General features: G+C 62.3%; 26 protein-coding genes. 22 read left to right on the top strand and 4 right to left on the bottom strand.

Features of this window, described 5'->3' with window-relative positions:
* On the top strand, window positions 1-465 hold the full coding sequence (locus ACYCFC_RS02340) for a low molecular weight protein-tyrosine-phosphatase (protein ID WP_459653040.1): 465 nt from the start codon (window positions 1-3) through the stop codon (window positions 463-465).
* A complete protein-coding gene (gene murB, locus ACYCFC_RS02345; RefSeq protein ID WP_459653041.1) occupies window positions 462-1,487 on the top strand; it encodes a UDP-N-acetylmuramate dehydrogenase in 1,026 nt (341 codons plus the stop codon). Before ACYCFC_RS02340 ends, murB begins: the two co-directional genes overlap by 4 nt.
* Window positions 1,488-1,496: 9 nt before the next feature.
* Here the strand turns inward: murB and ACYCFC_RS02350 are convergent, their stop codons facing one another.
* Complete coding sequence (locus ACYCFC_RS02350; RefSeq protein ID WP_459653042.1) at window positions 1,497-3,101, bottom strand: FMN-binding glutamate synthase family protein; 1,605 nt, start codon at window positions 3,099-3,101, stop codon at window positions 1,497-1,499.
* Between the two features lie 208 nt (window positions 3,102-3,309).
* The gene (gene rne, locus ACYCFC_RS02355; RefSeq protein ID WP_459653043.1) at window positions 3,310-6,381 is read right to left on the bottom strand and encodes a ribonuclease E; all 3,072 of its coding nucleotides are present in this window, start codon (window positions 6,379-6,381) and stop codon (window positions 3,310-3,312) included.
* Between the two features lie 558 nt (window positions 6,382-6,939).
* Here rne and rluC point away from each other — a divergent pair.
* From rluC to sppA, 3 genes are read left to right on the top strand one after another with little or no spacing between them, the layout of a single operon-like run.
* Window positions 6,940-7,893, top strand: a complete 954-nt coding sequence (gene rluC, locus ACYCFC_RS02360; RefSeq protein WP_459653044.1) for a 23S rRNA pseudouridine(955/2504/2580) synthase RluC — start codon at window positions 6,940-6,942, stop codon at window positions 7,891-7,893.
* Window positions 7,886-8,572 carry an HAD-IA family hydrolase gene (locus ACYCFC_RS02365; protein WP_459653045.1) on the top strand — a complete coding sequence of 229 codons (687 nt, stop codon included), beginning with the start codon at window positions 7,886-7,888 and terminating at the stop codon, window positions 8,570-8,572. Before rluC ends, ACYCFC_RS02365 begins: the two co-directional genes overlap by 8 nt.
* Complete coding sequence (gene sppA / locus ACYCFC_RS02370; RefSeq protein ID WP_459653046.1) at window positions 8,562-9,545, top strand: signal peptide peptidase SppA; 984 nt, start codon at window positions 8,562-8,564, stop codon at window positions 9,543-9,545. Before ACYCFC_RS02365 ends, sppA begins: the two co-directional genes overlap by 11 nt.
* An 8-nt stretch (window positions 9,546-9,553) precedes the next feature.
* On the opposite strand, the gene ACYCFC_RS02375 is transcribed toward sppA, so the two are convergent.
* Window positions 9,554-10,132, bottom strand: coding sequence for a Maf family protein (locus tag ACYCFC_RS02375; protein ID WP_459653047.1), 579 nt, complete (start codon window positions 10,130-10,132; stop codon window positions 9,554-9,556).
* A gap of 101 nt (window positions 10,133-10,233) precedes the next feature.
* Between ACYCFC_RS02375 and ACYCFC_RS02380 the strand changes: the two genes are divergently transcribed.
* From ACYCFC_RS02380 to ACYCFC_RS02445, 14 genes are all read left to right on the top strand, one after another.
* Window positions 10,234-10,761: a YceD family protein gene (locus ACYCFC_RS02380; protein ID WP_459653048.1), complete on the top strand. Its 528-nt coding sequence runs from the start codon at window positions 10,234-10,236 to the stop codon at window positions 10,759-10,761.
* A gap of 12 nt (window positions 10,762-10,773) precedes the next feature.
* Entirely contained in the window at window positions 10,774-10,956 is a 183-nt protein-coding gene (gene rpmF / locus ACYCFC_RS02385; RefSeq protein ID WP_037021568.1) for a 50S ribosomal protein L32, read from the top strand.
* Between the two features lie 3 nt (window positions 10,957-10,959).
* The gene (plsX, locus tag ACYCFC_RS02390) at window positions 10,960-12,030 is read left to right on the top strand and encodes a phosphate acyltransferase PlsX (RefSeq protein ID WP_459653049.1); all 1,071 of its coding nucleotides are present in this window, start codon (window positions 10,960-10,962) and stop codon (window positions 12,028-12,030) included.
* Window positions 12,031-12,090: 60 nt separating this feature from the next.
* Window positions 12,091-13,026, top strand: a complete 936-nt coding sequence (gene fabD / locus ACYCFC_RS02395) for an ACP S-malonyltransferase (protein ID WP_459653050.1) — start codon at window positions 12,091-12,093, stop codon at window positions 13,024-13,026.
* Between the two features lie 14 nt (window positions 13,027-13,040).
* Window positions 13,041-13,784, top strand: coding sequence for a 3-oxoacyl-ACP reductase FabG (fabG, locus tag ACYCFC_RS02400; protein ID WP_459653051.1), 744 nt, complete (start codon window positions 13,041-13,043; stop codon window positions 13,782-13,784).
* Between the two features lie 191 nt (window positions 13,785-13,975).
* On the top strand, window positions 13,976-14,212 hold the full coding sequence (gene acpP, locus ACYCFC_RS02405) for an acyl carrier protein (protein WP_016493661.1): 237 nt from the start codon (window positions 13,976-13,978) through the stop codon (window positions 14,210-14,212).
* Window positions 14,213-14,400: 188 nt separating this feature from the next.
* Window positions 14,401-15,645 carry a beta-ketoacyl-ACP synthase II gene (fabF, locus tag ACYCFC_RS02410; protein WP_459653052.1) on the top strand — a complete coding sequence of 415 codons (1,245 nt, stop codon included), beginning with the start codon at window positions 14,401-14,403 and terminating at the stop codon, window positions 15,643-15,645.
* 2 nt (window positions 15,646-15,647) lie between these two features.
* Entirely contained in the window at window positions 15,648-16,463 is an 816-nt protein-coding gene (pabC, locus tag ACYCFC_RS02415) for an aminodeoxychorismate lyase (RefSeq protein WP_459653943.1), read from the top strand.
* Complete coding sequence (gene mltG, locus ACYCFC_RS02420) at window positions 16,460-17,527, top strand: endolytic transglycosylase MltG (RefSeq protein WP_459653053.1); 1,068 nt, start codon at window positions 16,460-16,462, stop codon at window positions 17,525-17,527. The genes pabC and mltG overlap by 4 nt, the downstream gene beginning before the upstream one ends.
* Window positions 17,524-18,156, top strand: a complete 633-nt coding sequence (tmk, locus tag ACYCFC_RS02425; protein WP_181082359.1) for a dTMP kinase — start codon at window positions 17,524-17,526, stop codon at window positions 18,154-18,156. Before mltG ends, tmk begins: the two co-directional genes overlap by 4 nt.
* On the top strand, window positions 18,149-19,135 hold the full coding sequence (locus ACYCFC_RS02430; protein WP_459653054.1) for a DNA polymerase III subunit delta': 987 nt from the start codon (window positions 18,149-18,151) through the stop codon (window positions 19,133-19,135). Before tmk ends, ACYCFC_RS02430 begins: the two co-directional genes overlap by 8 nt.
* A 31-nt stretch (window positions 19,136-19,166) precedes the next feature.
* Window positions 19,167-19,523: a PilZ domain-containing protein gene (locus tag ACYCFC_RS02435; protein WP_181082357.1), complete on the top strand. Its 357-nt coding sequence runs from the start codon at window positions 19,167-19,169 to the stop codon at window positions 19,521-19,523.
* 248 nt (window positions 19,524-19,771) lie between these two features.
* The gene (locus ACYCFC_RS02440) at window positions 19,772-20,557 is read left to right on the top strand and encodes a TatD family hydrolase (RefSeq protein WP_459653055.1); all 786 of its coding nucleotides are present in this window, start codon (window positions 19,772-19,774) and stop codon (window positions 20,555-20,557) included.
* 177 nt (window positions 20,558-20,734) lie between these two features.
* Entirely contained in the window at window positions 20,735-22,144 is a 1,410-nt protein-coding gene (locus ACYCFC_RS02445) for an amino acid permease (RefSeq protein WP_459653056.1), read from the top strand.
* 204 nt (window positions 22,145-22,348) lie between these two features.
* On the opposite strand, the gene ACYCFC_RS02450 is transcribed toward ACYCFC_RS02445, so the two are convergent.
* Entirely contained in the window at window positions 22,349-23,482 is a 1,134-nt protein-coding gene (locus tag ACYCFC_RS02450) for an aminotransferase class V-fold PLP-dependent enzyme (RefSeq protein ID WP_459653057.1), read from the bottom strand.
* Between the two features lie 72 nt (window positions 23,483-23,554).
* Between ACYCFC_RS02450 and ACYCFC_RS02455 the strand changes: the two genes are divergently transcribed.
* The 3 genes from ACYCFC_RS02455 (at window position 23,555) to ACYCFC_RS02465 (ending at window position 25,693) form a co-directional block, all read left to right on the top strand.
* Complete coding sequence (locus ACYCFC_RS02455) at window positions 23,555-24,175, top strand: TetR/AcrR family transcriptional regulator (protein WP_181082353.1); 621 nt, start codon at window positions 23,555-23,557, stop codon at window positions 24,173-24,175.
* 339 nt (window positions 24,176-24,514) lie between these two features.
* On the top strand, window positions 24,515-25,117 hold the full coding sequence (locus ACYCFC_RS02460; RefSeq protein ID WP_459653058.1) for a DUF4823 domain-containing protein: 603 nt from the start codon (window positions 24,515-24,517) through the stop codon (window positions 25,115-25,117).
* 9 nt (window positions 25,118-25,126) lie between these two features.
* A complete protein-coding gene (locus ACYCFC_RS02465; RefSeq protein WP_459653059.1) occupies window positions 25,127-25,693 on the top strand; it encodes a DUF1285 domain-containing protein in 567 nt (188 codons plus the stop codon).
* The last annotated feature ends 294 nt before the right edge of the window (window positions 25,694-25,987 follow it).

Consider the following 25,987-nt stretch of genomic DNA (forward strand, 5'->3'; position numbering starts at 1 on the left):
GTGAAGGTTCTGTTCGTCTGCCTGGGCAATATCTGCCGCTCGCCCACCGCCGAAGCGGTGTTTCGTCATCAGGTGCAGGCGGCTGGCCTGGCGGAGCGAATCCATATCGATTCCGCCGGCACGGCTGACTGGCACCGGGGCAAGGCGCCGGATGGCCGCAGCTGCCAGTTCGCTGGTCGCCGTGGCTACGATCTCGCGCCGTTGCGGGCGCGCCAGGTCTGTGCCGAGGATTTCCAGCAGTTCGACCTGATCCTGGCCATGGATCACGACAACCTGGCCTACCTGCGGCAGATGCAGCCGGCCAATGGTCGCGCCGAACTGGATCTTTTTCTCAGGCGTTACGAGCTGGGCTGCGATGCGGTGCCGGACCCCTATTACGGTGGCGATGACGGCTTCGAACATGTGCTGGATCTGGTTGAGCAGGCCAGTGCCGCGCTGCTGAATGAAATCAGGACGCGTCTGTGAGCCTGCTTGTCGAGGAGAACCGTTCGCTCAAGCCATTCAATACCTTTGCGTTGGAGGCCCGCGCGCGTTGCTTCGCCGAAGCCCGTGATGACCATGAGGTGCGCGAGGCGCTGGCCGCGGCGCAGCGTCTGGGTTTGCCCCTGCGCGTGCTCGGGGGCGGCAGCAACCTGTTGCTCGCCACGGATGTGGAGGCGCTGGTGCTGCGCCTGGTCAGTCGCGGCATTCGCGTGCTGTCTGACGATGGTGACCGGGTCGTGCTGGAGGCGGAGGCGGGCGAGCCCTGGCATCCCTTCGTGCTGCACAGTCTGGCGCTGGGCCTGGCCGGCCTGGAGAACCTGAGCCTGATTCCCGGCACCGTGGGCGCCGCGCCGATCCAGAACGTCGGCGCCTACGGCGTGGAGATCAGCGATGTTTTCGCCGGCCTGACCGCGCTCGACCGCACGAGCGGCGAGCTGTGCGAGTTCGATGCGAAGGCCTGTGCCTTCGGGTATCGCGACAGCCTGTTCAAGCAGCAGGCGGGGCGCTACATCATCCTGCGGGTGCGCTTCGCCCTGCAGCGCAGCGCGCGGCTGCAACTGGACTACGGCCCGCTGCGCCAACGGCTGCGGCAGATGGGCGTGGAGCAGCCGACAGCACGGGACGTCAGTGAGGCGGTCTGCGCCATTCGCCGGGAAAAGCTGCCCGATCCGCAGGTGCTGGGCAATGCCGGCAGTTTCTTCAAGAATCCCCTGGTGCCGCAGGCGCTGGCCGACGGGCTGCGCAAGCGCTATCCGGATCTGGTGGCGTTTCCCCAGGCCGATGGCCAGGTCAAGCTCGCCGCCGGCTGGCTGATCGAGCAGGCTGGCTGGAAGGGCTTTCGCGACGGCGACGCCGGGGTACACGGCTTGCAGGCGCTGGTGCTGGTCAACCATGGTCAGGCCAGTGGCCAGCAGATCCTGGCGCTGGCGCGGCGCATCCAGGCGGATATCGCAACGCGCTTCGGGGTAGCGCTGGAAATCGAGCCGAACGTCATCGAAGGCTGATCAGGCGCCTCACTCGATGCGCGCCTCGAAGCTTTCCGCCTGGGCCATCTTCCACATCTTCGGATAGAAATCGCCTTCCAGATCCTCGCGCAGCAGGGCGCCGGGTTCGAGAAAGACGTGCAACTGGGAAAACAGGCTGATCTGCGTCGCGGAGATGCGTCGCACCAGATGCCTGGGCTCCAGTTGTCCGGGATGTTCGAGGCCGGCTGCGGCGAGCATTTCCGACAGCGCCTTGAGCGTGTTGCGGTGATAGTTGTAGACGCGTTCGGCCTTGTCAGGCACCACCAGGGCGCGTTGGCGCAGCGGATCCTGGGTGGCCACGCCGGTCGGGCATTTGTTGGTGTGGCAGCTCTGCGACTGGATGCAGCCGATGGCGAACATGAAGCCACGTGCCGAGTTGGCCCAGTCGGCGCCGATGGCCAGTACGCTGAGGATATCAAAGGCGCTGATGATCTTGCCGCTGGCGCCGAGCTTGATGTGTTCGCGCAGGTTCAGCCCCACCAGGGTGTTGTGTGCGAACAGCAGACCCTCGCGCATGGGTACGCCGATGTGGTTGGAAAACTCCAGGGGCGCGGCGCCGGTGCCGCCTTCCTTGCCGTCGATGACGATGAAGTCCGGCAGAATGCCGCTCTGCAGCATGGCCTTGGCGATGGCCATGAACTCCCAGGGGTGACCCAGGCAAAGCTTGAACCCAACGGGCTTGCCGCCACTGAGCTCGCGTAACTGGGCAATGAAGGCGAGCAATTCCAGCGGTGTCGAGAAGCTGCTGTGGCTGGCGGGCGATATGCAGTCGCGGTCCATGGGCACGCCACGGGTGGCGGCGATTTCCGCGCTGATCTTGTGTTTCGGCAGAATGCCGCCGTGTCCGGGTTTGGCGCCCTGGCTGAGCTTTATTTCGATCATCTTCACCTGCGGCTGGCGTGCCTGTTCGGCGAAGCGCTGCGGGTCGAAGGCGCCCTGTTCGTCGCGACAGCCGAAGTAGCCGCTGCCCAGTTCCCAGATCAGATCGCCGCCATGTTCACGATGGTAGGGGCTGATGCTGCCTTCCCCTGTGTCGTGGGCGAAGCCGCCCATCTTTGCGCCGCGATTCAGTGCGCGGATGGCGTTGGCGCTGAGCGAGCCGAAGCTCATGGCCGAGATGTTGAATATCGAGGCGTTGTAGGGTTGTGTGCATTGCGGGCCGCCGATGGTTACCCGGAAGGTCTGTGGGTCGCTGTGGGCAGCGGTGCGGATCGAATGGCTGATGAATTCGAAACCTGAGCCATAGACATCGGTGAGGGTGCCGAAGGCTTTGTCGGCGACCTGGTTCTTCGCGCGGGCATAGACCAGCGAGCGCTGCGCGCGGGAGAAGGGCAGCGGATCGTTGTCATTTTCAAGCAGGTATTGGCGAATCTCCGGTCGGATGGTTTCGATCAGGTAGCGCAGGTTGCCGAGGATGGGGTAGTTGCGGCGAACGGCCTGCCGTGTTTGGCGCAGGTCATTGATGCCGATGAGGCTGAGCAGGGCGGCAATCAGGGTCAGCGGCCACAGGCTGGCGAGCCAGGGCAGGCTCAGCAGCGTGATCAGGATGCAGCAGACGAAGAATGCGTAGCGATTGGTCAGCGACAGGTTCATCCGGCGTCCTTGGAAAGGTGCTTTCGTTAGGTGAGCGGGCGCAATGTTCGGCTGCTGGCAATAAGATGGCAATCGCGGCTTTGGTCGGTTGCCAATACCCGAAACCAGGCTTGCATCGCTGCGCCTGGCGCTCAAAAACAAAACCCCGCACTGAGGCGGGGTTTGGTTTTCACTCGGGATGCCGGAGCATCCCTGTCAACGCGATGTTTCAGCGTTGGCGATTTTCATCGTCGTCAGACTCGTTGCCTTTTTCCACTTCGCTTGCCGGGGAAGGCTCGCTGGCAGGCGCCTGGCTATCGACAGCCGGTTGTTCGACCGGTGCGACAGGGGCATCTTCCACAAGGGCGACCGGCGTTTCCGCGGCTTGCTCGGTGGGCGCTTGCTCGGCGACAGGGTCGGCGGCAACGATTTCCGGGCTGGCCAGAGGCTGCTCGGCGGCGGTCTGTGCCTCGCTGGCGGCTCTGGCTTGGGCTTCAGCGGCTTCCTTGGCCAGGCGTTCTTCCTCGCGACGACGGCGACGTACTTCACGCGGGTCGTTGGGTGCGCGACCCGAAGGCGTCAGCACCGGCGCCGGAGCGGCAGGCTGGGCTTCAACGGCTGGGACAGGTTCGGCGACGACAACCGCTGCGGGCTCTTCGACAGCAGGGGCGGGCGTGCTTGCGACCGGCTCTGGCGCGGACGGCTGGGCTTCGACCGGTTCTGCTTCTGCAACGACGTTGACCGGCGCTTCGACCACGGCTTCCGGCTGTGCCTGTTCGGCTTCTACAGGTACAGGCGCAACGGGGGCTTGCTGCGCAGCTGTTTCAGTCTCGATCGCAGGCGCCGACGGTGCGGGCTCGGTATCGGCAGTGTTGGCCACCAGAGCGGCGGCGGTTGCGGCGATGGCTACCTGCTCGGATTTCACCGGGGCATTGCTTTCGCTGACGTTGCCGGTCTCGGTTTCGTTTTCGCTGTCGATCTCGTTGCCATTGGCATCACGCTGGCGATCGCGACGGTTGCTGCGGCGACGCTGGCCACGGGAGCGGCGACGCGGACGGTCGCCGCCCTCGGTGGAATCCTGCTCGTCGATGGCGCCTTCCAGTGTTTCTTCGTCCTGCTGCAGGGCTTCCTCGCTCGCAACCTGTTCGACGCGAGGCTTGCGCTCTTCACGTGGCGGGCGCGGCTTGCGCTCGGTGGTCCCTTCGCTCACGGTCGTGGTGGACTGATCGATCTCGTCGATCGGCGCACGCAGCTCGCGCTTGCGTTCTTCACGCGGCTGGCGCTCCTCGCGGGGTGCGCGCTCGCGACGTGGCTGCGGCTGCGCAGTGCTTTCGCCGGTTTCCAGCGCTTCGCGCGGCTCGCGGGGCTTGCGCTCTTCGCGTGGCGGACGTGGCTGGCGCTCTTCGCGAGGCTGACGCTCTTCACGTGGGGCGCGCTCTTCCCGAGGCTTGCGCTCTTCGTCACGGTTGCCACGCGAGTCACGGCGACGGTTCTGCTGGCGACCGCTGCGACGCTCATCGTTGCGCTGCGGGCGATTGCTGGTTGCAGGTTTCTTCTCGACTTCGACGACCGGTTCTTCCTGCTTGCCGGCAAACAGGCCAACCAGGGATTTGACCAGTCCCTTGAACAGGCTGGGTTCCTGCGCGGCAGGTGCGGCGGACGCGGCAGCGGCGACAGGTGCCGGATTGGCTGTGGGCGCAGGGGCCGTGCGTTGTGGTGCGGTTTTGACTGCCGCTTCCTGGCGTACCAGGGTTCGGGTCGAACTGACCGGCTGGGCCTCTTCGACTTCAGTCGGGCTCATCTCGTAGCTGGCCTGGCCAGCCATGATTTCCGGGCTGTCGTCGCGCAGACGCTGGACTTCGAAATGCGGCGTTTCCAGATGGTCGTCCGGCAGGATGAAGATACGCGCGCGGGTGCGCAGCTCGATCTTGGTGATGGCGTTGCGCTTTTCATTGAGCAGGAAAGCCGCCACCTGGAAGGGCACGCGAGCACGAATCTCGGCGGTGCGGTCCTTCAGCGCCTCTTCCTCGATCAGGCGCAGGATGGCCAGCGACAGCGACTCGACGTCGCGGATGATGCCCTGGCCATTGCAGCGCGGGCAGACGATGCCACTGGTTTCGCCCAGCGAGGGGCGCAGGCGCTGACGGGACATTTCCAGCAGGCCGAAGCGCGAGATGCGCCCGACCTGGATGCGCGCACGGTCGGCTTCGAGTGCTTCGCGGACCTTCTCTTCCACGGCGCGCTGGTTCTTGGCCGGGGTCATGTCGATGAAGTCGATGACGATCAGGCCGCCGATATCGCGTAGGCGCAGCTGGCGGGCGATTTCCTCGGCCGCTTCCAGGTTGGTCTGCAGCGCGGTTTCCTCGATGTCGCCGCCCTTGGTGGCGCGCGCCGAGTTGATGTCGATGGACACCAGCGCTTCGGTGGGGTCGATGACGATGGAGCCGCCGGACGGCAGTTTCACTTCACGCTGGAAGGCGGTTTCGATCTGGCTTTCGATCTGGAAGCGGTTGAACAGCGGCACGCTGTCTTCGTACAGCTTGATCTTGCTGGCGTACTGCGGCATCACCTGCTGGATGAAGCTCAGGGCCTCTTCCTGGGCATCGATGCTGTCGATCAGCACTTCGCCGATGTCCTGGCGCAGGTAGTCGCGGATGGCGCGGATGATGACGTTGGATTCCTGATAGATCAGGAAGGGCGCGGGGCGGTCCTGGGAGGCTTCCTTGACGGCGCTCCACAGTTGCACCAAGTAGTCGAGGTCCCACTGCAGCTCTTCGCTGGAGCGACCGAGGCCGGCGGTGCGCACGATCAGGCCCATGTCGGCGGGGACATTGATGCCGTTCAGCGCTTCACGCAGTTCGTTGCGTTCCTCGCCTTCGATGCGCCGCGAAATGCCACCGGCACGCGGGTTGTTCGGCATCAGTACGAGGTAGCGACCGGCCAGGCTGATGAAGGTGGTGAGGGCGGCGCCCTTGTTGCCGCGCTCTTCCTTCTCGACCTGGACGATGACTTCCTGGCCTTCCTTCAGGACGTCCTTGATGTTGACGCGGCCTTCGGGGGCCTTGGAGAAATATTCGCGGGAGATTTCCTTGAGCGGCAGGAAGCCGTGGCGGTCTGCGCCAAAATCGACGAAAGCGGCTTCGAGGCTGGCTTCGACGCGGGTGATCTTGCCTTTGTAGATGTTGGCCTTCTTCTGTTCGCGAGCACCGGATTCGATATCCAGGTCGAACAGTCGCTGGCCATCGACCAGTGCAACGCGCAACTCTTCGGGCTGGGTTGCGTTAATCAGCATTCTTTTCATGTAGTACCGTCGGTTTCCGTGGCATCCGGAAACGGCGTTCGGCACACACGACTCTCGCAGTCGGTGTCAGGTGCGTCAGGAATGGTTGTAAGGCACTCCAGTGTCCAGCGATGTGAGGCCAGTTGGGCCGGCGTCGCGACGACGTCTCCTGCTTGCTGTCGAAACAGCAGCAATGGTTCGGGAGGAGGAATCAGGCATCGGTAGCGGACGGAATGAAACGTCTGTGTAAGCCTTTGCTACGCAATCCGATGCTGTGCATCTCGACCCAACACGCATACGTTGAAAATCGGGTGCCGCTCGCAGAATCCGGGGAGCGGGTTTTCGATTATCGCGATTGCCCAAAAGAGGGGGCACGCATCATGTCTTCAAGGCTTGTTTCGCAACCTCGTCGCTACTTGAGAGAGGGTGCGTCGGACGGCCTCACGTCCTCGAACATGTTTCCGGTCGGGGATGGCTGTTTCGCATGCTTCCTCGGACCTGGCCGCTTTTGGCGGCGCACGGGACTATAACAGTAATGTTTAAGTGCTTCAATTGCATGAAAATTGATACCATTCGCCGATGACCAATACCCCTCTTCAGACCACGGGCGTGCAAATGCTCGAGGTCTCGCCGGAACTTGCCGGCCAGCGCATCGATAACTTCCTCCGCACTCAACTCAAGGGCGTGCCCAAGACGTTGATCTACCGCATCCTGCGCAAGGGTGAGGTGCGGGTCAACAAAGGCCGGATCAAGCCTGAATACAAGCTCCAGGCCGGCGATATGGTGCGTGTGCCGCCATTGCGGCTGGCCGAGCGCGATGAGCCGGTGCCGTTGGCGCAGGGCCTGCTCGAACGCCTGGAAGCGGCCATCGTCTATGAAGACAAGGCGCTGATCGTGCTCAACAAGCCGGCGGGCATCGCCGTGCATGGCGGCAGCGGGCTCAGCTTCGGCGTCATCGAAGCGCTGCGCCAGCTGCGTCCCGATGCCAAGGAGCTGGAGCTGGTGCATCGCCTGGATCGCGATACCTCGGGTCTGCTGATGATCGCCAAGAAGCGCAGCATGCTCCGCCATCTGCATCAGGCGCTGCGTGGCGATGGTGTCGACAAGCGCTATATGGCGCTGGTGCGTGGTCGCTGGGAAACAGGCACGAAGCAGGTCAGCGCGCCCCTGCTGAAAAATACCCTGCGTTCCGGCGAGCGTATGGTCGAGGTCGCCGAGGAAGGCAAGGAGGCGCTGACGCTGTTCCGGGTGCTGCGTCGCTTCGGCGATTTCGCCACGCTGGTCGAGGCCAGGCCGATTACCGGGCGCACCCATCAGATCCGTGTGCATGCGCGTCATGCCGGACATGCCATTGCCGGCGACAGCAAGTACGGCGATGAGGAGTTTTCCGGGTTGATTCGCGAACTGGGTGGCAAGCGTCTGTTTCTGCACGCCCATGCATTGCGGGTGCCCTTGCCCGAGGGCGGCGAGCTGAGCCTGGAAGCGCCGGTGGACGAGGTCTGGTCGCGCACGCTGGAGCGCCTGGGTGAGTGACTACAGCCTGCTGATCTTCGATTGGGACGGAACCCTGATGGATTCCATCGGGCGCATCGTCGAATCGGTTTGCGCGGCGGCTACGGCCTGTGACCTGCCGGTGCTCGATGAGGTCGCCATCAAGGGCATCATCGGGCTTGCCTTGCCTGAGGCCATTGCCGTGCTCTATCCGCAGGTGGCGGATGCGACGAGGGTGACGGCCTTCAGAGACGCCTATGTCGAGCATTACCTGGCGCTCGATGCCGAGCCTGCGGCGCTGTATCCCGGCGTTGCCGAGGGCTTGCGGCAGTTTCGCGAGCAGGGGCATCTGCTCGCGGTGGCGACCGGCAAGGGTCGGCAGGGGCTGGACCGGGTGCTCGCGGGGCAGGGGCTGACGGATTTCTTCGACGTCACGCGCTGCGCGGATGAAACCGCCAGCAAGCCTCATCCTCTGATGATTCAGGAAATCCTGGCGCACTGCGGGGCAAGGCCCGAGCAGGCGCTGATGATTGGCGATTCGGTGTTCGACCTGGAGATGGCCAGGCGCGCCGGGGTGGATAGTGTCGCGGTCGGCTACGGTGCGCAGCCTTTCGAGGTGCTGCAGGCCTGTTCGCCGCGTTTTGCGATCAATGGTTTTTCGGAGCTCGGCCAGTGGCTGCGCTCTGCAGGTACGGCTGAGGCAGGTGGATATGTCGGATGAATGGAAGGCCCCGGTCGAGGGGAGCAAGGAAGAGCGAAACAGCTGGAAACTGCTGGAGAAGACGCTGCTGGCGGGTGTGCAGGAGCAGCGCAGGGCCAGGCGCTGGGGGATCTTCTTCAAGTCGCTGACCTTTTTGTACCTGTTCGTGGCGCTGGCGCTTTTCTCGCCACTGCTGCAACTGGGTGGCGACAAGAAGGGCGGCGACAGCCATACCGCGGTGATCAATGTGCGCGGGATGATCGCCGACCAGGAGCAGGCCAGTGCCGACAACATAGTCGGAGCGTTGCGCGCGGCATTCGAGGATGCGGGCACCCGGGCGGTAGTGCTGCGCATCAACAGTCCCGGTGGCAGTCCGGTGCAGTCGGGCTATATCTACGATGAAATTCGCCGGCTGCGGGGCGAGTATTCGCAGGTCAAGGTCTACGCGGTGATTACCGACTTGGGCGCTTCGGGTGCTTATTACATCGCCAGCGCCGCCGATGAAATCTATGCCGACAAGTCGAGTCTGGTGGGTTCCATCGGGGTGACGGCTGCAACCTTCGGCTTTGTCGAGGCGCTGGACAAGCTGGGCGTCGAGCGGCGGGTGTATACCTCCGGCGAGCACAAGGCATTCCTCGACCCGTTCCAGCCGCAGAAGCAGGAAGAAACCGAATTCTGGCGGAGTGTGCTGACGACCACTCATCGCCAGTTCATCGATAGCGTCAAGCAAGGGCGTGGCGACCGACTGCAGGTGGACGCACATCCCGAGCTGTTCTCCGGCCTGATCTGGTCCGGTGAGCAGGCTCTGGAGCTGGGGCTGATCGACGCCCTGGGCAGCACCGGCTATGTGGCGCGGGAAGTGATCGGTGAGGAAAAACTGGTGGATTTCACCGTCAAGGAATCTCCGCTGGATCGCTTCACCAAGAAACTCGGTGCCAGCGTGGGCGCGCAGCTGGCAATGTGGATGGGGCTCCAGGGGCCAACGCTGCGCTGACCTGGGCTTCAAGGAACCTCGATTCCCGCGTTGTTAAGCATGTCCACCAGCCGGATCAGCGGCAAGCCGATCAGGCTGGTGGCATCTTCGCCTTCGGTGGCGCGGAACAGGCTGATGCCCAGGCCTTCGGCCTTGAAGCTGCCGGCGCAATCGAAGGGTTGTTCGGCCCTGAGGTAGCGCTCGATCTGCGCCTCGCCGAGGTCGCGAAAAAGTACGCTGAAGCGCACACAGTCCACCTGTTCGCTTGCGTTGCGGCTGTCGAGCAGCGTCAGGCCGGTCAGAAAATCCAGGCGTTTGCCGCTGCATGACAGCAACTGCTCCCTGGCGCGCTCGAACGTATGCGGCTTGCCGATGATTCTGTCGCCCAGCACGGCCACCTGGTCGGAGCCGATGATCAGGTGGTCCGGGTGGGTTTCGGCCAGTGCCCGGGTCTTCTCGCGGGAAAGTCGGCGCACCAGCTGTTCCGGGGATTCATCAGGATGGGCGGTTTCGTCGATATGCGGGGCGCGGCAGTCGAATGGCAGGCGCAGTCGTGAAAGCAGTTCGCGTCGGTAGGGGGAGCTGGAGGCGAGAAGCAGGTGGCGCATTTTCCTTCCTTATATAGGTGCTGAGTGGTCTTCGACTGAGCGGGACTGAGAAGCTGAATTCCTTTGACAGTCGTGGGGCGCATCCCTAGAATGCCGCGCTTATGTTGAAAGGACCAATACCCCCGCACGTTGACCCGCGCAAGCTCGCTGACCGAGCGGCCTCCCTCAAGGGCGAGCTGCAGTTGTCGGAGCTCAAGCGGCTTGTCGATCCTCTAGAGGACGATAAAGGTGTGGTGCGCGCCAGCTTCGACTTTGGGCGCGACGAGCAGCGAACCGTGGTCATCCACAGTGAGCTGGACGTTGAGGTCACGATGATTTGCCAGCGTTGTCTGGAGCCGGTTGTTCTGCCTATCCACAGCGAATGCGATTATGCCGTTGTGAATGAGGGTTCGAGCAGCCAGCACCTGCCCAAGGGCTATGACGTGCTGGAAGTGGGAGAGGATCCTCTGGATCTGCTGGCGCTGGTTGAAGAGGAGCTCCTGCTCGCTCTTCCGATTGTTCCACTCCATGACCTTGAAATTTGCCAGCCGCCGGCAGGGCCTGATGAGCCCGAGCCGAGTGAGGACGAGGTAACGCGGTCCAACCCGTTCAGCGTACTGGCGCAGTTAAAGCGTGACCCAAACGTTTAGGAGTTGATCCCAATGGCTGTTCAGCAGAACAAAAAATCCCGTTCCGCCCGCGATATGCGCCGTTCCCACGACGCACTGGTGCCGAACGCCCTGTCCGTGGAAAAGAGCACCGGTGAAGTTCACCTGCGCCACCACGTTTCCCCGGAAGGTTTCTACCGCGGTCGCAAGGTGATCGACAAGGGCGCTGACGAGTAAACCTTGTCCGCTCCGATCATCGCGATCGATGCAATGGGTGGGGACTTCGGTCCTCACCGCATTGTTCCGGCCAGTCTCGACTGTCTGGCTGAAACGCCCTCGCTGCACCTGGTCCTTGTCGGCCAAACCTCCATCCTTGAAGAAATCGTTTCCCGATATGGGCGGGTGGATGCTGCGCGTCTGAAAATCGTCGAGGCCGATGAGGTCATCGGGATGGATGAGCGACCGACCCAGGCGTTGCGTGGCAAGCCTCGATCATCCATGCGCGTGGCCCTTGAACTGGTGCGTGACGGCCAGGCCCAGGCCTGCGTCAGTGCCGGCAACACCGGCGCCCTGATGGCGCTGGCCCGGCATGTGCTGAAGACCCTGCCGGGCATCGATCGCCCGGCCATGGCGACCGCCATTCCGACGCGCGATGGCTCCTGCCTGTTGCTCGATCTGGGGGCGAACGTGGACTGCAGTGCCGAGCAACTCTACCAGTTTGGCGTGATGGGCTCGGTCGCGGCGCAGACTCTGGGGGTTGAGCGACCACGGGTGGCGCTGCTCAACGTGGGGACCGAGGCGATCAAGGGCAATCAGCAGGTCAAGGCGGCGGCGGTGCTGCTGCAGCAGGCTGTTGATCTCGACTACAGCGGCTTTATCGAGGGTGACGGACTCTTTCGGGGGGAAGCGGATGTGGTCGTCTGCGATGGCTTTGTCGGCAATATTCTGCTCAAGTCCACCGAAGGTCTGGCGCAACTGGTTTCCTCACGTGTCGAAGCGTCGTGTCGGCGCTCGTTGTTTTCTCGCCTGCTGGGCGTGCTTGCGCTGCCGCTGCTGCGTCAGCTGCGCGCCGACATGAGCCCGGCGCAATACAACGGAGCGAGCTTTCTGGGGCTGCAGGGCACCGTCGTGAAAAGCCATGGCAGTGCCAGCAGGGTGGGTTTTCAGTCGGCCATCCGGCGTGCGACGGAAGATGTTCGACATAATCTGCCGGAGCAATTGCGCAGTAGACTGGGGCGTCTTCTTGTGACCAATCAGTCGTTTGCTGGCGGCATTGATGTGACCACAGACGATGGCTTGCCATCCAACTGAGAATTCGACGCGCCGGCATGGCGCATTCTTTTGACGAAACCACAACAAGAGAGCTGTTTCATGTCCGCATCACTTGCATTCGTCTTTCCGGGACAGGGCTCCCAGTCCGTGGGTATGCTCGCCGAGTACGGTACCCAGGCGCTGGTACTGGAAACCTTTGCCGAAGCCTCTTCCGCGCTGGGCTACGACCTGTGGGCGCTTGCCCAGCAAGGCCCGCAGGAGCAACTGAACCAGACCGACAAGACCCAGCCGGCCATTCTTGCGGCCTCCATTGCGCTGTGGCGTCTCTGGTTGGCCGAGGGCGGCGCGCGTCCGGTATTCGTCGCCGGCCACAGCCTTGGCGAGTACAGCGCATTGGTCGCTTCCGGCAGTCTGCCGTTCGCCGATGCGGTGAAGCTGGTCGAGCTGCGTGGCCAACTGATGCAGCAGGCGGTGCCTGCGGGTACGGGCGGCATGGCGGCGATCCTGGGCCTGGAAGATGCCGACGTGCTGGCTGCTTGTGCCGAGGCGGCGCAGGGTGAGGTGGTCAGCGCAGTCAATTTCAATGCCCCCGGGCAGGTGGTGATCGCCGGTTCCGCTGTTGCGGTCGAGCGCGCCATCGAAGCCTGCAAGGCCAGGGGCGCCAAGCGCGCCATGCCGTTGCCGGTCAGTGTGCCGTCGCATTGCGACCTGATGCGCCCGGCGGCGGAGCGCTTTGCCGACTCGCTGATTGCGGCGGCCTGGCAGGCTCCCGAGATTGCGCTGGTGCAGAACGTCAGCGCGGCGATCGTCGAGGATCTCGATACCCTCAAGCGCGATCTGCTGGCTCAGCTCTACAGCCCGGTGCGCTGGGTCGAAACCATTGTGGCCCTGGGTGAGCGTGGCGTGACCGAGCTGGTCGAATGTGGTCCGGGCAAGGTGCTGTCGGGGCTCAACAAGCGTTGCGTCAAGGGCATCAACACCTACAATCTCGACACCCCCGATGCCTTTGCCGCCACCCGTGGCGCGCTGGCATGAACAAGGAGAACACTATGAATCTGCAAGGCAAGATTGCGCTGGTGACAGGCGCCAGTCGAGGCATCGGCCAGGCTGTGGCGCTGGAGCTCGGTCGCCAAGGCGCCATCGTGATTGGCACCGCGACCTCTCCTTCCGGGGCCGAGCGCATCGCTGAAACCCTTCGGGATAACGGTATCGAGGGTGCCGGTCTGGTGCTGGACGTGACTAACGATGAGTCCGTGGCGAGTACCCTTGAACATATTCAGCAGCACCTGGGCCAGCCCGCCATTCTGGTCAACAACGCCGGCATCACCCGTGACAATCTGATGCTGCGCATGAAAGACGACGAATGGAACGATGTGATCGATACCAATCTCAACAGCCTCTATCGCCTGACCAAGGGTGTACTGCGCGGCATGACCAAGGCGCGCTGGGGGCGGATCATCAGCATTGGTTCCGTAGTGGGTGCCATGGGCAACGCGGGACAGGTAAACTACGCCGCAGCCAAGGCTGGCCTCGAAGGTTTCAGTCGTGCGCTGGCTCGTGAAGTGGGCTCGCGCGGTATCACGGTCAATGCCGTGGCGCCGGGTTTCATCGATACCGACATGACGCGTGAGCTGCCTGAGGCTCAGCGTGACGCGCTACTGGGACAGATTCCTCTGGGTCGTCTCGGACAGGCGGAAGAAATTGCCAAGGTCGTCGCTTTTCTGGCTTCTGATGGTGCTGCCTATGTTACCGGGGCCACGGTTCCGGTGAATGGCGGCATGTACATGAGCTGATGCGTCGCCCAACGCATGTATACAGCCATAACGGCTGATTGATTCGTTATAAAACTGCGGTGTGTTTATAGACATAAGGTTGAAAGCAGGCTCATGCTTGCCCGCTTTCAGCTTGAAATGCGGAAAACGCTTTCTATACACTACCGCGCAGACCAGCTGCCTGGATTTTTCCATAGGAGTGAAAACAAGGTATGAGCACCATCGAAGAACGCGTCAAGAAAATCGTTGCCGAGCAACTTGGCGTCAAGGAAGATGAAGTCACCAACAGCGCTTCCTTCGTCGAAGACCTGGGTGCCGACTCCCTTGACACCGTTGAGCTGGTGATGGCTCTGGAAGAGGAATTCGAGACCGAAATCCCGGACGAGCAAGCCGAGAAGATCACCACTGTTCAAGAAGCCATCGATTACATCAACGCGCACGCGCAGTAAGTTGTAATCCTGCTTCGAGTCAGTAAAGCCGCACTGCCTTTGAACGGGTAGTGCGGCTTTTGTTTGAAAATCAGATTAAATGCAGCGGATCGCGCCCATGCGAGCGGCCTCTGTGAAGGATGCTCTCTCGTCCGTTGCGATTGCCAGCGGAGCAGGTCGGGCAACAAGCAAACGTAAGGAGAATTGCTGTGTCGCGTAGACGCGTCGTCATCACCGGGATGGGCATGTTATCGCCACTGGGTAACGATGTGCCAAGCAGCTGGCAGGGGATTCTCGCCGGTCGCAGTGGCATCGGCCTGATAGAACACATGGATCTTTCCACTTATGCCACCCGTTTTGGTGGATCGATCAAGAATTTCGATGTCGAGCAGTACTTGCCGGCCAAAGAGGCGCGCAAGCTCGATCTCTTCATCCAGTACGGCCTGGCTGCCAGTTTCCAGGCAGTACGCGATTCCGGGCTGGAGATCACCGATGCCAATCGCGAGCGCATCGGGGTTGCCATGGGCTCCGGTATCGGCGGCCTGACCAATATCGAAAACAGCTGCAAGGCTCTGATCGAACAAGGGCCGCGGCGCATTTCACCCTTTTTCGTGCCGGGCTCGATCATCAATATGGTCTCGGGCTTCCTCTCGATCCATCTGGGCTTGCAAGGCCCCAACTATGCCATTGCCACGGCCTGTACCACAGGTACGCACTGTATCGGCATGGCGGCGCGCAACATTGCCTATGGCGAAGCTGACGTGATGATCGCCGGTGGCTCGGAAATGGCCGCCTGCGGACTGGGCATCGGTGGCTTTGCCGCTGCCCGGGCCTTGTCCACGCGCAACGACGACCCGACAACGGCCAGCAGGCCCTGGGACAAGGGGCGTGATGGTTTCGTCCTGTCCGATGGCGCAGGCTCCCTGGTTCTGGAAGAACTGGAACATGCGCGGGCTCGCGGTGCGAAGATCTATGCCGAACTGATCGGTTTCGGCATGAGCGCCGATGCCTTCCACATGACCTCGCCGCCGGAAGACGGCGCCGGCGCCGCGCGCTGCATCCGCAATGCCATTCAGGATGCCCGGATCGATCCTGAACAGGTGCACTACATCAACGCCCACGGTACCTCGACGCCAGCCGGCGACAAGGCCGAAGCGGCGGCGATCAAGACGGTCTTCGGCAGCCATGCCTATGAGCTGTCGGTCAGTTCGACCAAGTCCATGGTAGGGCACCTGCTGGGTGCCGCGGGTGCGGTCGAGGCGATCTTCAGTATCCTGGCCATTCGTGATCAGGTGGCGCCGCCGACCATCAACCTCAACGAACCGGATGAAGGCTGCGACCTGGACTTCGTCCCGCACGAGGCCAAGCCAAGGCAGATCGACGTCGCGCTGTCGAACTCCTTCGGTTTTGGCGGCACCAACGGTTCGCTGGTGTTCAGTCGGTTCACCGAGTGACATTGACCTGGGTGGACGGGCAACCCGCTGGCGGAGTGCCCGTCCATGATCGTGGCTTCGCCTACGGCGATGGCCTGTTCGAAACCATCAGGGTCATCGCCCGGCAACCGCAATTGCTGGATCGGCACCTTCAGCGACTCGACAACGGCTGCCAGCGCCTGGGTATTCCTTGCGACCTGGCGAACCTGCGCACGCAGATCCTCGCATTCAGTTCCGCGCTCGGCGACGGCGTCGCCAAGCTCGTGCTCACTCGGGGCGATGGCCAGCGCGGCTATGCGCCACCGCAACCCGGCCAGCCGCGCACGGTGCTGCTGGGCTCGCCAGCCCCTGACTACCCTCGCGAACATGCCGCGCATGGCGTGCGCCTGTATCCCTGTGCCACGCGTCTGGCCGAGCAGCCGGCGCTGGCGGGCTTGAAGCATCTCAATCGCCTGGAGCAGGTGCTGGCCCGTGCTGAATGGCAGGATTCGGCCTGTGCCGAAGGGTTGATGTGCGATATGTCGGGGCGCGTCATCGAGGGGGTGTTCAGCAATATTTTCCTGGGTTCGCAAGGCGTGCTGCAAACGCCATCGCTTGAGCGTTGCGGTGTCGCGGGTGTCATGCGCGCTGAAATACTCGAGCGCGCACAGCGTACGGGAATACGAACCCAGGTCTGCGATATCACGCTTGAACGGCTGCTCGGGGCCGAGGAAATCTTCGTCTGCAACAGCCTTTACGGTATCTGGCCCGTGCGCCAGCTGCACACCCATGTCTGGCCGGTAGGTGCGCTCACACGTAAACTGCAGGGCCTGATTACCGATCTGTCGAGTGGTACGTGATTCGAAAACTGTCTTTGGCGCTGCTGGGCGTGGTGCTGCTCGCGGCGCTGGCGTTCGGCCTGGTTGCCTGGAAACTTCACGCCGCGCTGGAGCAGCCGCTTCAGCTCGACGATGTGCGTCTGCTGGAAGTCAAAACCGGGGATACGCCCAGTGGTGTGTTTCAGCGACTGGAGCGCGAAGGTGTTTTGCGGGATGCGTTCTGGCTGCGCCTGCACTGGCGGCTGAATCTGTCTGGGCAGAATCTGCACAGCGGAGAATACCGCCTGCTTCCGGCCATGACCGTGGGCGAGATGATCGGGCTGTGGCAGCGTGGCGAGGTCGTTCAGCACACCTTGACCATTGTCGAGGGCTGGAATTTCCGCCAGCTGCGTGCGGCGCTGCAGGCTTCGTCCCTGATTGAGCAGACTCTCGCCGGCCTGTCCGACCGCGAGGTCATGGCACGACTCGGTCATGCCGAGCTGCACCCGGAAGGGCGCTTCTTTCCCGACACCTACAGCTTCACCCGTGGCGTGGCCGATATCGAATTGCTGCGGCGGGCCTTTAGCCGACTCGAAAGCGTACTGGCCGAGGAATGGCAGGGGCGCAGCGAGGGCTTGCCTTATAAAGACCCCTACCAAGCCCTGACCATGGCCTCGATCATCGAAAAGGAAACCGGCGTACCTTCCGAACGCGGCGAGATTGCCGGTGTGTTCGTGCGCCGTCTCGCGCGCGGCATGCTGTTGCAGACCGACCCGACGGTGATCTACGGCATGGGTGAAAGCTATCGCGGGCGCATTACCCGTGCCGACCTGCGCAAGCCGACGCCTTACAACACCTACACCAATGCCGGCCTGCCGCCCACGCCCATCGCCATGGTCGGTCGCGAGGCGATTCACGCTGCCCTGCATCCGATGGATGGCACCAGTCTGTACTTCGTGGCGCGTGGCGACGGCAGCCATGTGTTCAGCAATACGCTGGCCGAGCACAATCGGGCGGTGCGCGAATACCAGCTCAAGCGTCGTGCCGATTACCGGTCCAGTCCACCACCCCGGCAAGTGCCGGCGCCAAGCGAGAATAGCCAGTGACAGGATGCTTCATCACCCTGGAGGGGCCAGAGGGCGCGGGCAAGAGCACCAATCGCGAATTCATCGCCGAATATCTGCGTGAGCGCGGCATCGATGTCGTGCTGACCCGTGAACCGGGCGGTACGCCACTGGCCGAACGTATTCGCGAGATTCTGCTGGTGCCGGCCGATGAGCCGATGGCCAGTGATACGGAACTGCTGCTGGTGTTCGCCGCGCGCGCGCAGCATATCCAACAGGTCATTCGCCCGGCTCTGGCACGGGGCGCAGTGGTGCTGTGTGATCGTTTCACCGATGCGACCTATGCCTATCAGGGGGGCGGTCGCGGCCTGCCCCTGCAGCGCATCGAGCAGCTGGAAAACTTCGTGCAGGGCGAGTTGCGCCCGGACCTGACGCTGATTTTCGACCTGCCGGTCGAAATCGGCCTGAGCCGTGCGGCGGCACGCGGGCGTCTCGATCGTTTCGAGCAGGAGGGGCTGGGCTTCTTCGAAGCCGTGCGCAATGCCTATCTCGAACGTGCTCGCCAGGCGCCGGCGCGCTATCGGGTGATCGATGCCGGACAACCGCTGGCGGCGGTGCAGCGCGATCTGCAAGCACTGCTGCCACAGATTCTGGAGCGCATCGGTGGCTGACATCCTTCCCTGGCAGGCCGGTCTGTGGCAACTGTTGGCGGGCCGTCAGCAACACGCCCATGCCTACCTGCTGCATGGGCCGGCGGGTATCGGCAAGCGCGCCCTGGCCGAGCAATTGATGGCGCTGTTGCTGTGTCGACAGCCATCGGCAGCCGGCGCCTGCGGTAATTGCCGGAGTTGCCAGTTGCTCGCCGCACAGACCCATCCCGATCATTACATCCTCGAACCGGAAGAAGTCGACAAGGCGATTCGTGTCGATCAGGTGCGCCAGCTGGTTGCTTTCGTGACCCAGACCGCGCAGCTTGGCGGGCGCAAGGTGGTGCTGCTCGAACCGGCCGAGGCGATGAACCTCAACGCGGCCAATGCGCTGCTCAAGAGTCTCGAAGAGCCCGCTGGCGATACCGTGCTGCTGCTGATCACTCACCAGCCGAGCCGACTGCTGCCGACCATCAGGAGTCGTTGCGTGCAGCAGGCCTGCCCCTTGCCGGCGCGTGGGCAAAGCCTCGACTGGCTCGCTCGGCAGTTGCCCGAGCTGCCCGTCGAACAACGCGAGGAGCTGCTGACGCTGGCGGCGGGCTCGCCCCTGGCGGCGTGCCGACTGCATGGCCTGGGCGTGCTCGACATGCGCGCGCAGGTCGTGGAGGGGATAAAGAAGCTGCTCAAGCAGCAGCAATCGCCCAGCCAGCTGGCGGAAGCCTGGAACCCGCTATCGCTGATCCTGTTGTTCGACTGGTTCTGCGAGTGGGCGCACCTGATCCTGCGTTACCAGATGAGCGAGGATGAATCAGGGCTTGGTGCGCCCGATATGGCCAAGGTGATCCAGTACCTGGCGCAGAAAACCACACCGGCAAAGCTGCTGGCGTTGCAGGACTGGTTGCTGGCCCATCGACAGAAGGTATTGGGCAAAGCCAACCTCAACCGTGTCTTGCTTCTCGAAGCGTTGCTGGTGCAGTGGGCAAGCCTGCCTGGGGCGCGTTAGACTCCATCCGGTCTTTTGCTAGGAACATTCCATGAGCCTGCCTGCAAATCTCGGTCCGCGTAACGGCATCCTGTCCCTGACCATCAAGGACAAGTCGGTGCTCTATGCCGCCTTCATGCCGTTCATCAAGCATGGCGGGTTGTTCATTCCTACCAACAAGAGCTACAACCTCGGCGATGAAGTCTTCATGCTGCTGAGCCTGATGGACGAGCCGGAGAAGATTCCCGTCGCCGGCAAGGTCGTCTGGATCACCCCGAAAGGCGCCCAGGGCAACCGCGCTGCAGGCGTCGGCGTGCAGTTCAGCGAGGGCGACACCACCGCCCGCAACAAGATCGAAACCTACCTGGCCGGCGCGATGAAGTCCGACCGTCCGACGCATACGATGTAAGGCGTAAAGCCGGGAAAAGCCGAGAAAAACCGATAGAAGTGCTTGAGGCTGGACGAGAAAAGCCGATAAGAGCGCTTGAAGCTGGAAGGCTGGACGAAAAAGCTTGACGGAGTTTTGACATTAGACCGCACGCTCTCCAGCCTCCAGCCTCCAGCCTCCAGCCTCCAGCCTCCAGCCTCCAGCCTCCAGCCTCCAGCCTCCAGCTTTCCGCTATACTCCCCGGCTTCCCTGCCAGGCTGTGACGACGAATGCTCATCGACTCCCACTGTCATCTTGATCGACTCGATCTCACCGCGCACGAGGGCTCTCTTGATGCCGCGCTGGAGGCTGCGCGGCAGCGTGGCGTCGGGCATTTTCTCTGCATCGGTGTCAGTGCCGACAATGCGGCAGCCGTAAAAGCGCTGGCGGAGCGTTATGCGGATGTCGATTGCTCGGTGGGTGTGCATCCTCTGGATCTGGCGCCGAACGCCGAGCCTGCGCTCGACTGGCTGCTGGCCGAACTGGAGCATCCGCATGTGGTGGCCATCGGCGAGACGGGGCTCGATTACCACTACGAGCCGGAAGCCGCCGAGCTGCAGCAGCGTTCGTTCAGGCTCCATCTGCAGGCGGCCAGCGTCTGTGGCAAACCGGTGATCGTGCATACCCGCGCCGCGCGTGGCGATACGCTGGAGCTGCTGCGCGCAGCGGCGTTGCCCCAGGCAGGCGTGATGCACTGTTTCACCGAGGACTGGGACATGGCCAGGGCTGCGCTCGATCTGGGCTACTACATTTCATTCTCGGGTATCGTCACCTTTCGCAACGCCGATGCCCTGCGTGACGTTGCACGGCGGGTGCCGGCTGATCGTCTGCTGGTGGAAACCGATTCGCCCTATCTGGCGCCGATCCCGCACCGGGGCAAGCCGAACCTGCCGCAGTACGTGCGCGAGGTGGCGCAGTTCCTGGCCGAGCTTCGAGGTGTCGATTTCGAGCAGCTGAGTGAGCAGACCACCGATAATTTCCGGCGGCTGTTTCCTCTGGCGCGGGTTGCTGTCTGACCAGGCTCCGACAAAACGCAACGTCATGACGCAGGCCGTCCTGGCCGGCAGCCTGTACAATTCGCGCCGCTTTGGTACTCATATCGCCTGGTAGATCGTTTCAGGACCGGTGTGCAGTTCCAGTCTTTCTCCTGCCTGGCAAGGCGGGACGCTACTTTTTCAGAAATAGGTTGTGCCATGTCCAGCGACACGCCGCTTCCCGGCACTCTGCAGCGGGGCCTCAAAAACCGGCATATCCAGCTGATTGCGCTGGGTGGCGCCATCGGCACGGGGCTGTTCCTGGGGTCGGCAGGCGTGCTGCGCAGTGCCGGACCTTCGATGATCCTAGGCTACGCCATTGGTGGCCTGATCGCCTTTCTGATCATGCGCCAGTTGGGCGAGATGATCGTTGAAGAGCCCGTCGCCGGCTCCTTCAGTCACTTTGCGCACAAGTACTGGACGCCCTATGCAGGCTTTCTCTCGGGCTGGAACTACTGGGTGCTCTACGTGTTGGTGGGCATGGCCGAACTGACGGCGGTCGGCAAATATGTGCAGTTCTGGTGGCCGGAAGTGCCGACCTGGGCCACGGCTGCGGCATTTTTCATTCTGATCAACCTGATCAATCTGGCCAACGTCAAGGCGTTCGGCGAAGCCGAGTTCTGGTTCGCGATCATCAAGGTCGGGGCGATTGTCGGCATGATCGTGCTGGGGTTGTATCTGCTTCTGAGTGGTCGGGGTGGCGATCAGGCCAGCTTCAGCAACCTCTGGACGCACGGTGGGTTCTTCCCCAACGGCATCAGCGGAATGGTGATGGCGCTGGCGATCATCATGTTTTCCTTCGGTGGGCTGGAGCTGGTGGGCATCACCGCCGCCGAGGCGTCCGATCCCAGGACCGTGATACCCAAGGCCATCAATCAGGTCGTCTACCGGATTCTGATTTTCTATATCGGGGCCTTGAGCGTGCTGCTGGCCCTGTACCCCTGGGATAGTCTGCTGCAAACCCTGGGGGCGGCGGGCGATCCCTACAGCAGCAGTCCCTTCGTACAGATCTTTTCCCTGATCGGCAGCGATACTGCGGCGCATATCCTCAATTTCGTGGTGCTGACGGCGGCGCTTTCGGTCTACAACAGCGGTGTGTATTGCAACAGCCGGATGCTTTACGGACTGGCTGAGCAGGGTGATGCGCCGCGGGCGCTGATGCGGGTGAATCGTCGCGGCGTACCGGTGCTGGCGATTGCCTTTTCGGGGCTGATGACCCTGCTCTGCGTAGTGGTCAATTACCTGCTGCCGCAGGGCGCGCTGGAACTGCTGATGTCGCTGGTGGTGGCGGCATTGCTGATCAACTGGGCCATGATCAGCCTCGCGCACCTGAAGTTCCGCAAGGCGATGATGACGCAGGGCGTCGAGCCATCTTTCAAGTCGTTCTGCTACCCCTTCAGCAACTACCTGTGCCTGGCTTTCGTGGTGCTGATCGCGCTGATCATGCTGTCGATGCCGGGGTTGCGCGTCTCGATAATGGCGATCCCGTTCTGGGTGCTGTTCATCTGGTTCTGCTTCCGCCTGCGTCTTGCCCGGCGTGCCGGGACGAGTCGCTCGTTCAGCGGATAAAAAGAACCCGGCGCAGAGCCGGGTCAAGACCATTAGGAGTTTGAGGTCACGTTCCTCGCTCCCTCAACTGGTCGTGCTTTGGGGGGAGGGCACGACCAGTAAGGGAAGTATTGGTCGCTATCGACGAGTTTGCAGGGCAATTGGCGTGTTTTTAAAACGGATTTGGAATAGCCACCGGGACTATTGATCGCTGCCTTTGATAGCTCATATCGCTTTCAGGCCGTGAATGATTGCCAGGGCCTGTTCGATAACTTCGGTTCGGGTATAGAAGTGCGGTGAAAAGCGTATGCCGCCGCCGCGCTGCGCACAGACGATCTGTTCCGATTTCAGTCGCTCGAACAGGGCTTGATTGTCCCATCCGTCGATTCTGAAGGTCAGGATGCCGGCGCGTCGGCGAGGATCGGCGGGGCTCAGCAGCTCGACTCCCGACATGGCCGACAATTCGCGTTGCAAATGATCGATCCGCTTGGACAGTCCCTGCTCCACCTTCTCCATGCCCATCTCTTCCAGCAGTGAAAGACTCGCCTCCAGCGCCATGCTGGCGAGCATGTTCGGGCTGCCGCATTCGAAGCGGCGTGCGCTGCGTGCCGGCTCCCACTCCTCGCGGTCGTAATCGCCGGCGTGTTCGAGCATGTGCCAACCGTACTCATGCAGTTTCAGGCGGGCGCGCAGATCGCTGCGACAATAGAAGACCCCGAGCCCCTCGGGACCCAGCATCCATTTATGACCATCGGCCATGGCGAAGGCGCAGCGGTTCTGGCGGACGTCGAAGGGCAGGGCGCCCAGTTGCTGAATCGCATCGATACACAGCAGCACGCCGCGTTGCTCGCAGCCTTCGCCAAGACGCGGCAGGTCCAGGCGCAGGCCGCTGGCGTACTGTACGGCGCTGATGGCCATCAGGCGCACCTTCGGGCTGCAGGCGGCAAGCAGCGCGGCTTCGGGGTCTGCGCCCTTGAGGCTGACACGTATCACCTCGACGCCTTGCGGTCGCAAAGCCTCCCAGACGACCCGGTTGGAGGGGAATTCCTCATCGCTGATGACGATCTGGTCGCTGGCCTTCCAGTCCAGCCCGAAGGCGACGAATGACAGCGCTTCGGAGGTGTTCTTGACCAGTGCGATGTCCGCCGTGGATGGCGCATTGAGCAGTCTGGCCAAGCGTCCGCGCAGGCTGGTCTCGACTTTCAGCCATTGTGGGTAGTCCCGTGCGCCAAGCGTCATGTTCTCCTGAGCGAAGCGCGACACGGCTTCGCTTGCCCGGCGTGGCCAGGGCGCGACCGCGGCATGATTCAGGTAACGCAGGCCTTCAATTTGGGGAAATTCGTCATTCAATGTGCTCATTGGCGTTGTTCCGTGCATTTTCTGACTGGATAGGCATAATGTTCTGCCTCGATTTTCACGTTGCAGCCTCTTATGCAAATTGAACCGCGCAAAGTCCGCGAATTCCGCCGTCGCGAGCAAGAGATTCTCGATATCGCTCTTCAGCTCTTTCTTGAGCAGGGCGAAGACAGCGTTACTGTCGAGATGATCGCCGACAAGGTCGGCATCGGCAAAGGCACTATCTACAAGCATTTCAAGTCCAAGGCCGAAATCTATCTGCGGCTGATGCTCGACTATGAGCGCGACCTCAACGAGTTGCTGCATTCGCCGAGTCTCGATCAGGACAAGGAAGCGCTGTCGCGTGCCTACTTCGAGTTCCGCATGGGCGACCCGCAACGCTATCGCCTGTTCGACCGTCTCGAAGAAAAAGTGGTCAAGGGCAATCAGGAGCCCGAGATGATCGAGGAGCTGCACCGCATCCGTGCCTCGAACTTCGAGCACCTGACCCAACTGATCAAGGGCCGCATCGCCGAAGGCAAACTGGAAGACGTACCGCCATACTTCCATTACTGCGCCGCCTGGGCACTGGTGCATGGCGCCGTGGCGCTGTATCACTCGCCGTTCTGGAGCAACGTGCTGGAGGATCAGGAGGGCTTCTTCCAGTTCCTGATGGATATTGGCGTGCGGATGGGTAACAAGCGCAAGCGGGACTAGCAGGCCATTGAAAAACTACCTGCGTTGGCAATACTGCGTTGAAAACAGGCTCGGCAAGCCGCTTGCGGCTAACGCGCTTCAGCGCGGCCCGAAGGGCGAACGAAGTGAGTACTGCTCATTTAGGCCACTAAATTCCGCGTGATTCGCTGCGCTCACCCTGCGGGCCAGCCTGCGGCTGTTACTTCGCTGCGCTACGTTTCTCGCCTGTTTTCGCCTTGTCTTGCCTGCCTCGCCTACGTTTTTCAACAGCCTGCCGGCAGGCTACGGACCAGATGGCTCGGTTGCTGCATTGCACGAGCCTCTCGTCGGAATTCCGGCATCGCTTGAGGAGGCTGTGACATGCGATTGTTGAGCGTTGTACTGGTCATGCTGGCGTTGGGTGGCTGCATGAAGGTCAGCGACATGGCCGAAGGCACGCGCTATCACCTGCGCGATGCCGGCATTCTCGACCATAGCGAGACCCGGCGCTCGGCCTCCTGGCGGTTGCAGCCGGACTCCTTCATCTATATTGCCCAGGGCCATTTCGTCCCGCCGGGGGATGTCTACCCGCGCCCGAACGTGGTCGCCGAGGAGGCCTTCAAGGGCTTCGTCGAGTATTTTCCCATGGTGCGTCGTTCTGCCCAGCCGCTCGGCTTCGAAGAGGCGATGGCCCAGACGGCAGCCGTCGGTGCCCACTACCTGCTGTACATGCGTTTCGCCGCAGCGGATGATCGCATCGGCAGTTTCGACGAACTGAACGACCAGCGCGCACTGGATCGCCTTGGCGTGGACAGCAGCGTGGTGCAGCTGATGCTGGTCGAAACCGGAACGCGCTATCTGGTGGATACCGCGCGTATCCGCAGTCGGGGCGGGCTGCTGGGGCTGTACGATCATCAGCCTGAAGAATTGCTGGGGCCGCCGTTGCGCGATTATGCACGGCGTTTGCTGGGTATCGCTCGCTGAGGGCTTGCCATGACTGATTCAGACAAGGCTGCAAACCTGCTGGGGCAGATTCCACGGAGCGAGAAAAAAGGACCGGCGCCCGTGCATCTGTGGAACCCGCCATTCTGCGGTGATCTGGACATGCGTATCGCCCGCGACGGTCGCTGGTATTACATGGGCACGCCCATTGGCCGACCGGCCATGGTGCAGCTGTTTTCCAGCGTGATTCGCCGCGACGGCGATGACTATTTCCTGGTGACGCCGGTCGAGAAGGTCGGCATTCAGGTCGAGGATGCGCCTTTCGTGGCGGTCCGGCTCGAAGCCGAGGGGCAGGGCGAGGCGCAGTTGCTGCGCTTTTTCACCAATGTCGAGGAGGAGGTCGAGGCCGGACCGGAACATCCGCTGCGTTTCGAAATCGATCTGGCGACCCAGGAGCCTGCGCCCTATGTGCATGTGCGCGCCAACCTCGAAGCGCTGATCCATCGCAACGTCTTCTACCAGCTGGTGGAGCTGGCGGTGCCGTGCGAGATCGAGGGGGAGAAATGGCTGGGTGTCTGGAGCAACGGGCGATGCTTCCCTATCGGGCCTCAGCAATAGCGGCCTGGTTGAATAGTTGATCAGATAAAGGAAAGGCTCTGTCCCGGTTACGTGTTGGTGGAGCAACATTGCTTTGTGGGAGCGGTTTTTTAGACCAGAGCACTCCGCGAAATTCGCGGCTGAAGCGGAACGTCGCCCGACCGCTCCCACAGGCGGTTCGTTACATCGGGTAGGTCGGGTCACGCTTCACCGACCCGACAAGCGAGCGGCCAGGCGCGTTAAATGCTGAGCTGTCAGGCATGGATGGTCACATTGCACCGTCGGATCGTCGGATTACGCCTTCGGCTAATTCGA

The sequence above is a fragment of the Stutzerimonas sp. NM35 genome (genome assembly GCF_054604355.1).

Bases quoted from the DNA above. Each gene is read 5' to 3' on its own strand.
- ACYCFC_RS02350 (WP_459653042.1), bottom strand. From the start codon at position 3,101: ATGAACCTGTCGCTGACCAATCGCTACGCATTCTTCGTCTGCTGCATC.
- rne (WP_459653043.1), bottom strand. From the start codon at position 6,381: ATGAAAAGAATGCTGATTAACGCAACCCAGCCCGAAGAGTTGCGCGTT.
- rluC (WP_459653044.1), top strand. From the start codon at position 6,940: ATGACCAATACCCCTCTTCAGACCACGGGCGTGCAAATGCTCGAGGTC.
- sppA (WP_459653046.1), top strand. From the start codon at position 8,562: ATGTCGGATGAATGGAAGGCCCCGGTCGAGGGGAGCAAGGAAGAGCGA.
- ACYCFC_RS02375 (WP_459653047.1), bottom strand. From the start codon at position 10,132: ATGCGCCACCTGCTTCTCGCCTCCAGCTCCCCCTACCGACGCGAACTG.
- ACYCFC_RS02380 (WP_459653048.1), top strand. From the start codon at position 10,234: ATGTTGAAAGGACCAATACCCCCGCACGTTGACCCGCGCAAGCTCGCT.
- rpmF (WP_037021568.1), top strand. From the start codon at position 10,774: ATGGCTGTTCAGCAGAACAAAAAATCCCGTTCCGCCCGCGATATGCGC.
- fabD (WP_459653050.1), top strand. From the start codon at position 12,091: ATGTCCGCATCACTTGCATTCGTCTTTCCGGGACAGGGCTCCCAGTCC.
- fabG (WP_459653051.1), top strand. From the start codon at position 13,041: ATGAATCTGCAAGGCAAGATTGCGCTGGTGACAGGCGCCAGTCGAGGC.
- acpP (WP_016493661.1), top strand. From the start codon at position 13,976: ATGAGCACCATCGAAGAACGCGTCAAGAAAATCGTTGCCGAGCAACTT.
- ACYCFC_RS02435 (WP_181082357.1), top strand. From the start codon at position 19,167: ATGAGCCTGCCTGCAAATCTCGGTCCGCGTAACGGCATCCTGTCCCTG.
- ACYCFC_RS02440 (WP_459653055.1), top strand. From the start codon at position 19,772: ATGCTCATCGACTCCCACTGTCATCTTGATCGACTCGATCTCACCGCG.
- ACYCFC_RS02445 (WP_459653056.1), top strand. From the start codon at position 20,735: ATGTCCAGCGACACGCCGCTTCCCGGCACTCTGCAGCGGGGCCTCAAA.
- ACYCFC_RS02450 (WP_459653057.1), bottom strand. From the start codon at position 23,482: ATGAGCACATTGAATGACGAATTTCCCCAAATTGAAGGCCTGCGTTAC.
- ACYCFC_RS02455 (WP_181082353.1), top strand. From the start codon at position 23,555: ATGCAAATTGAACCGCGCAAAGTCCGCGAATTCCGCCGTCGCGAGCAA.
- ACYCFC_RS02460 (WP_459653058.1), top strand. From the start codon at position 24,515: ATGCGATTGTTGAGCGTTGTACTGGTCATGCTGGCGTTGGGTGGCTGC.
- ACYCFC_RS02465 (WP_459653059.1), top strand. From the start codon at position 25,127: ATGACTGATTCAGACAAGGCTGCAAACCTGCTGGGGCAGATTCCACGG.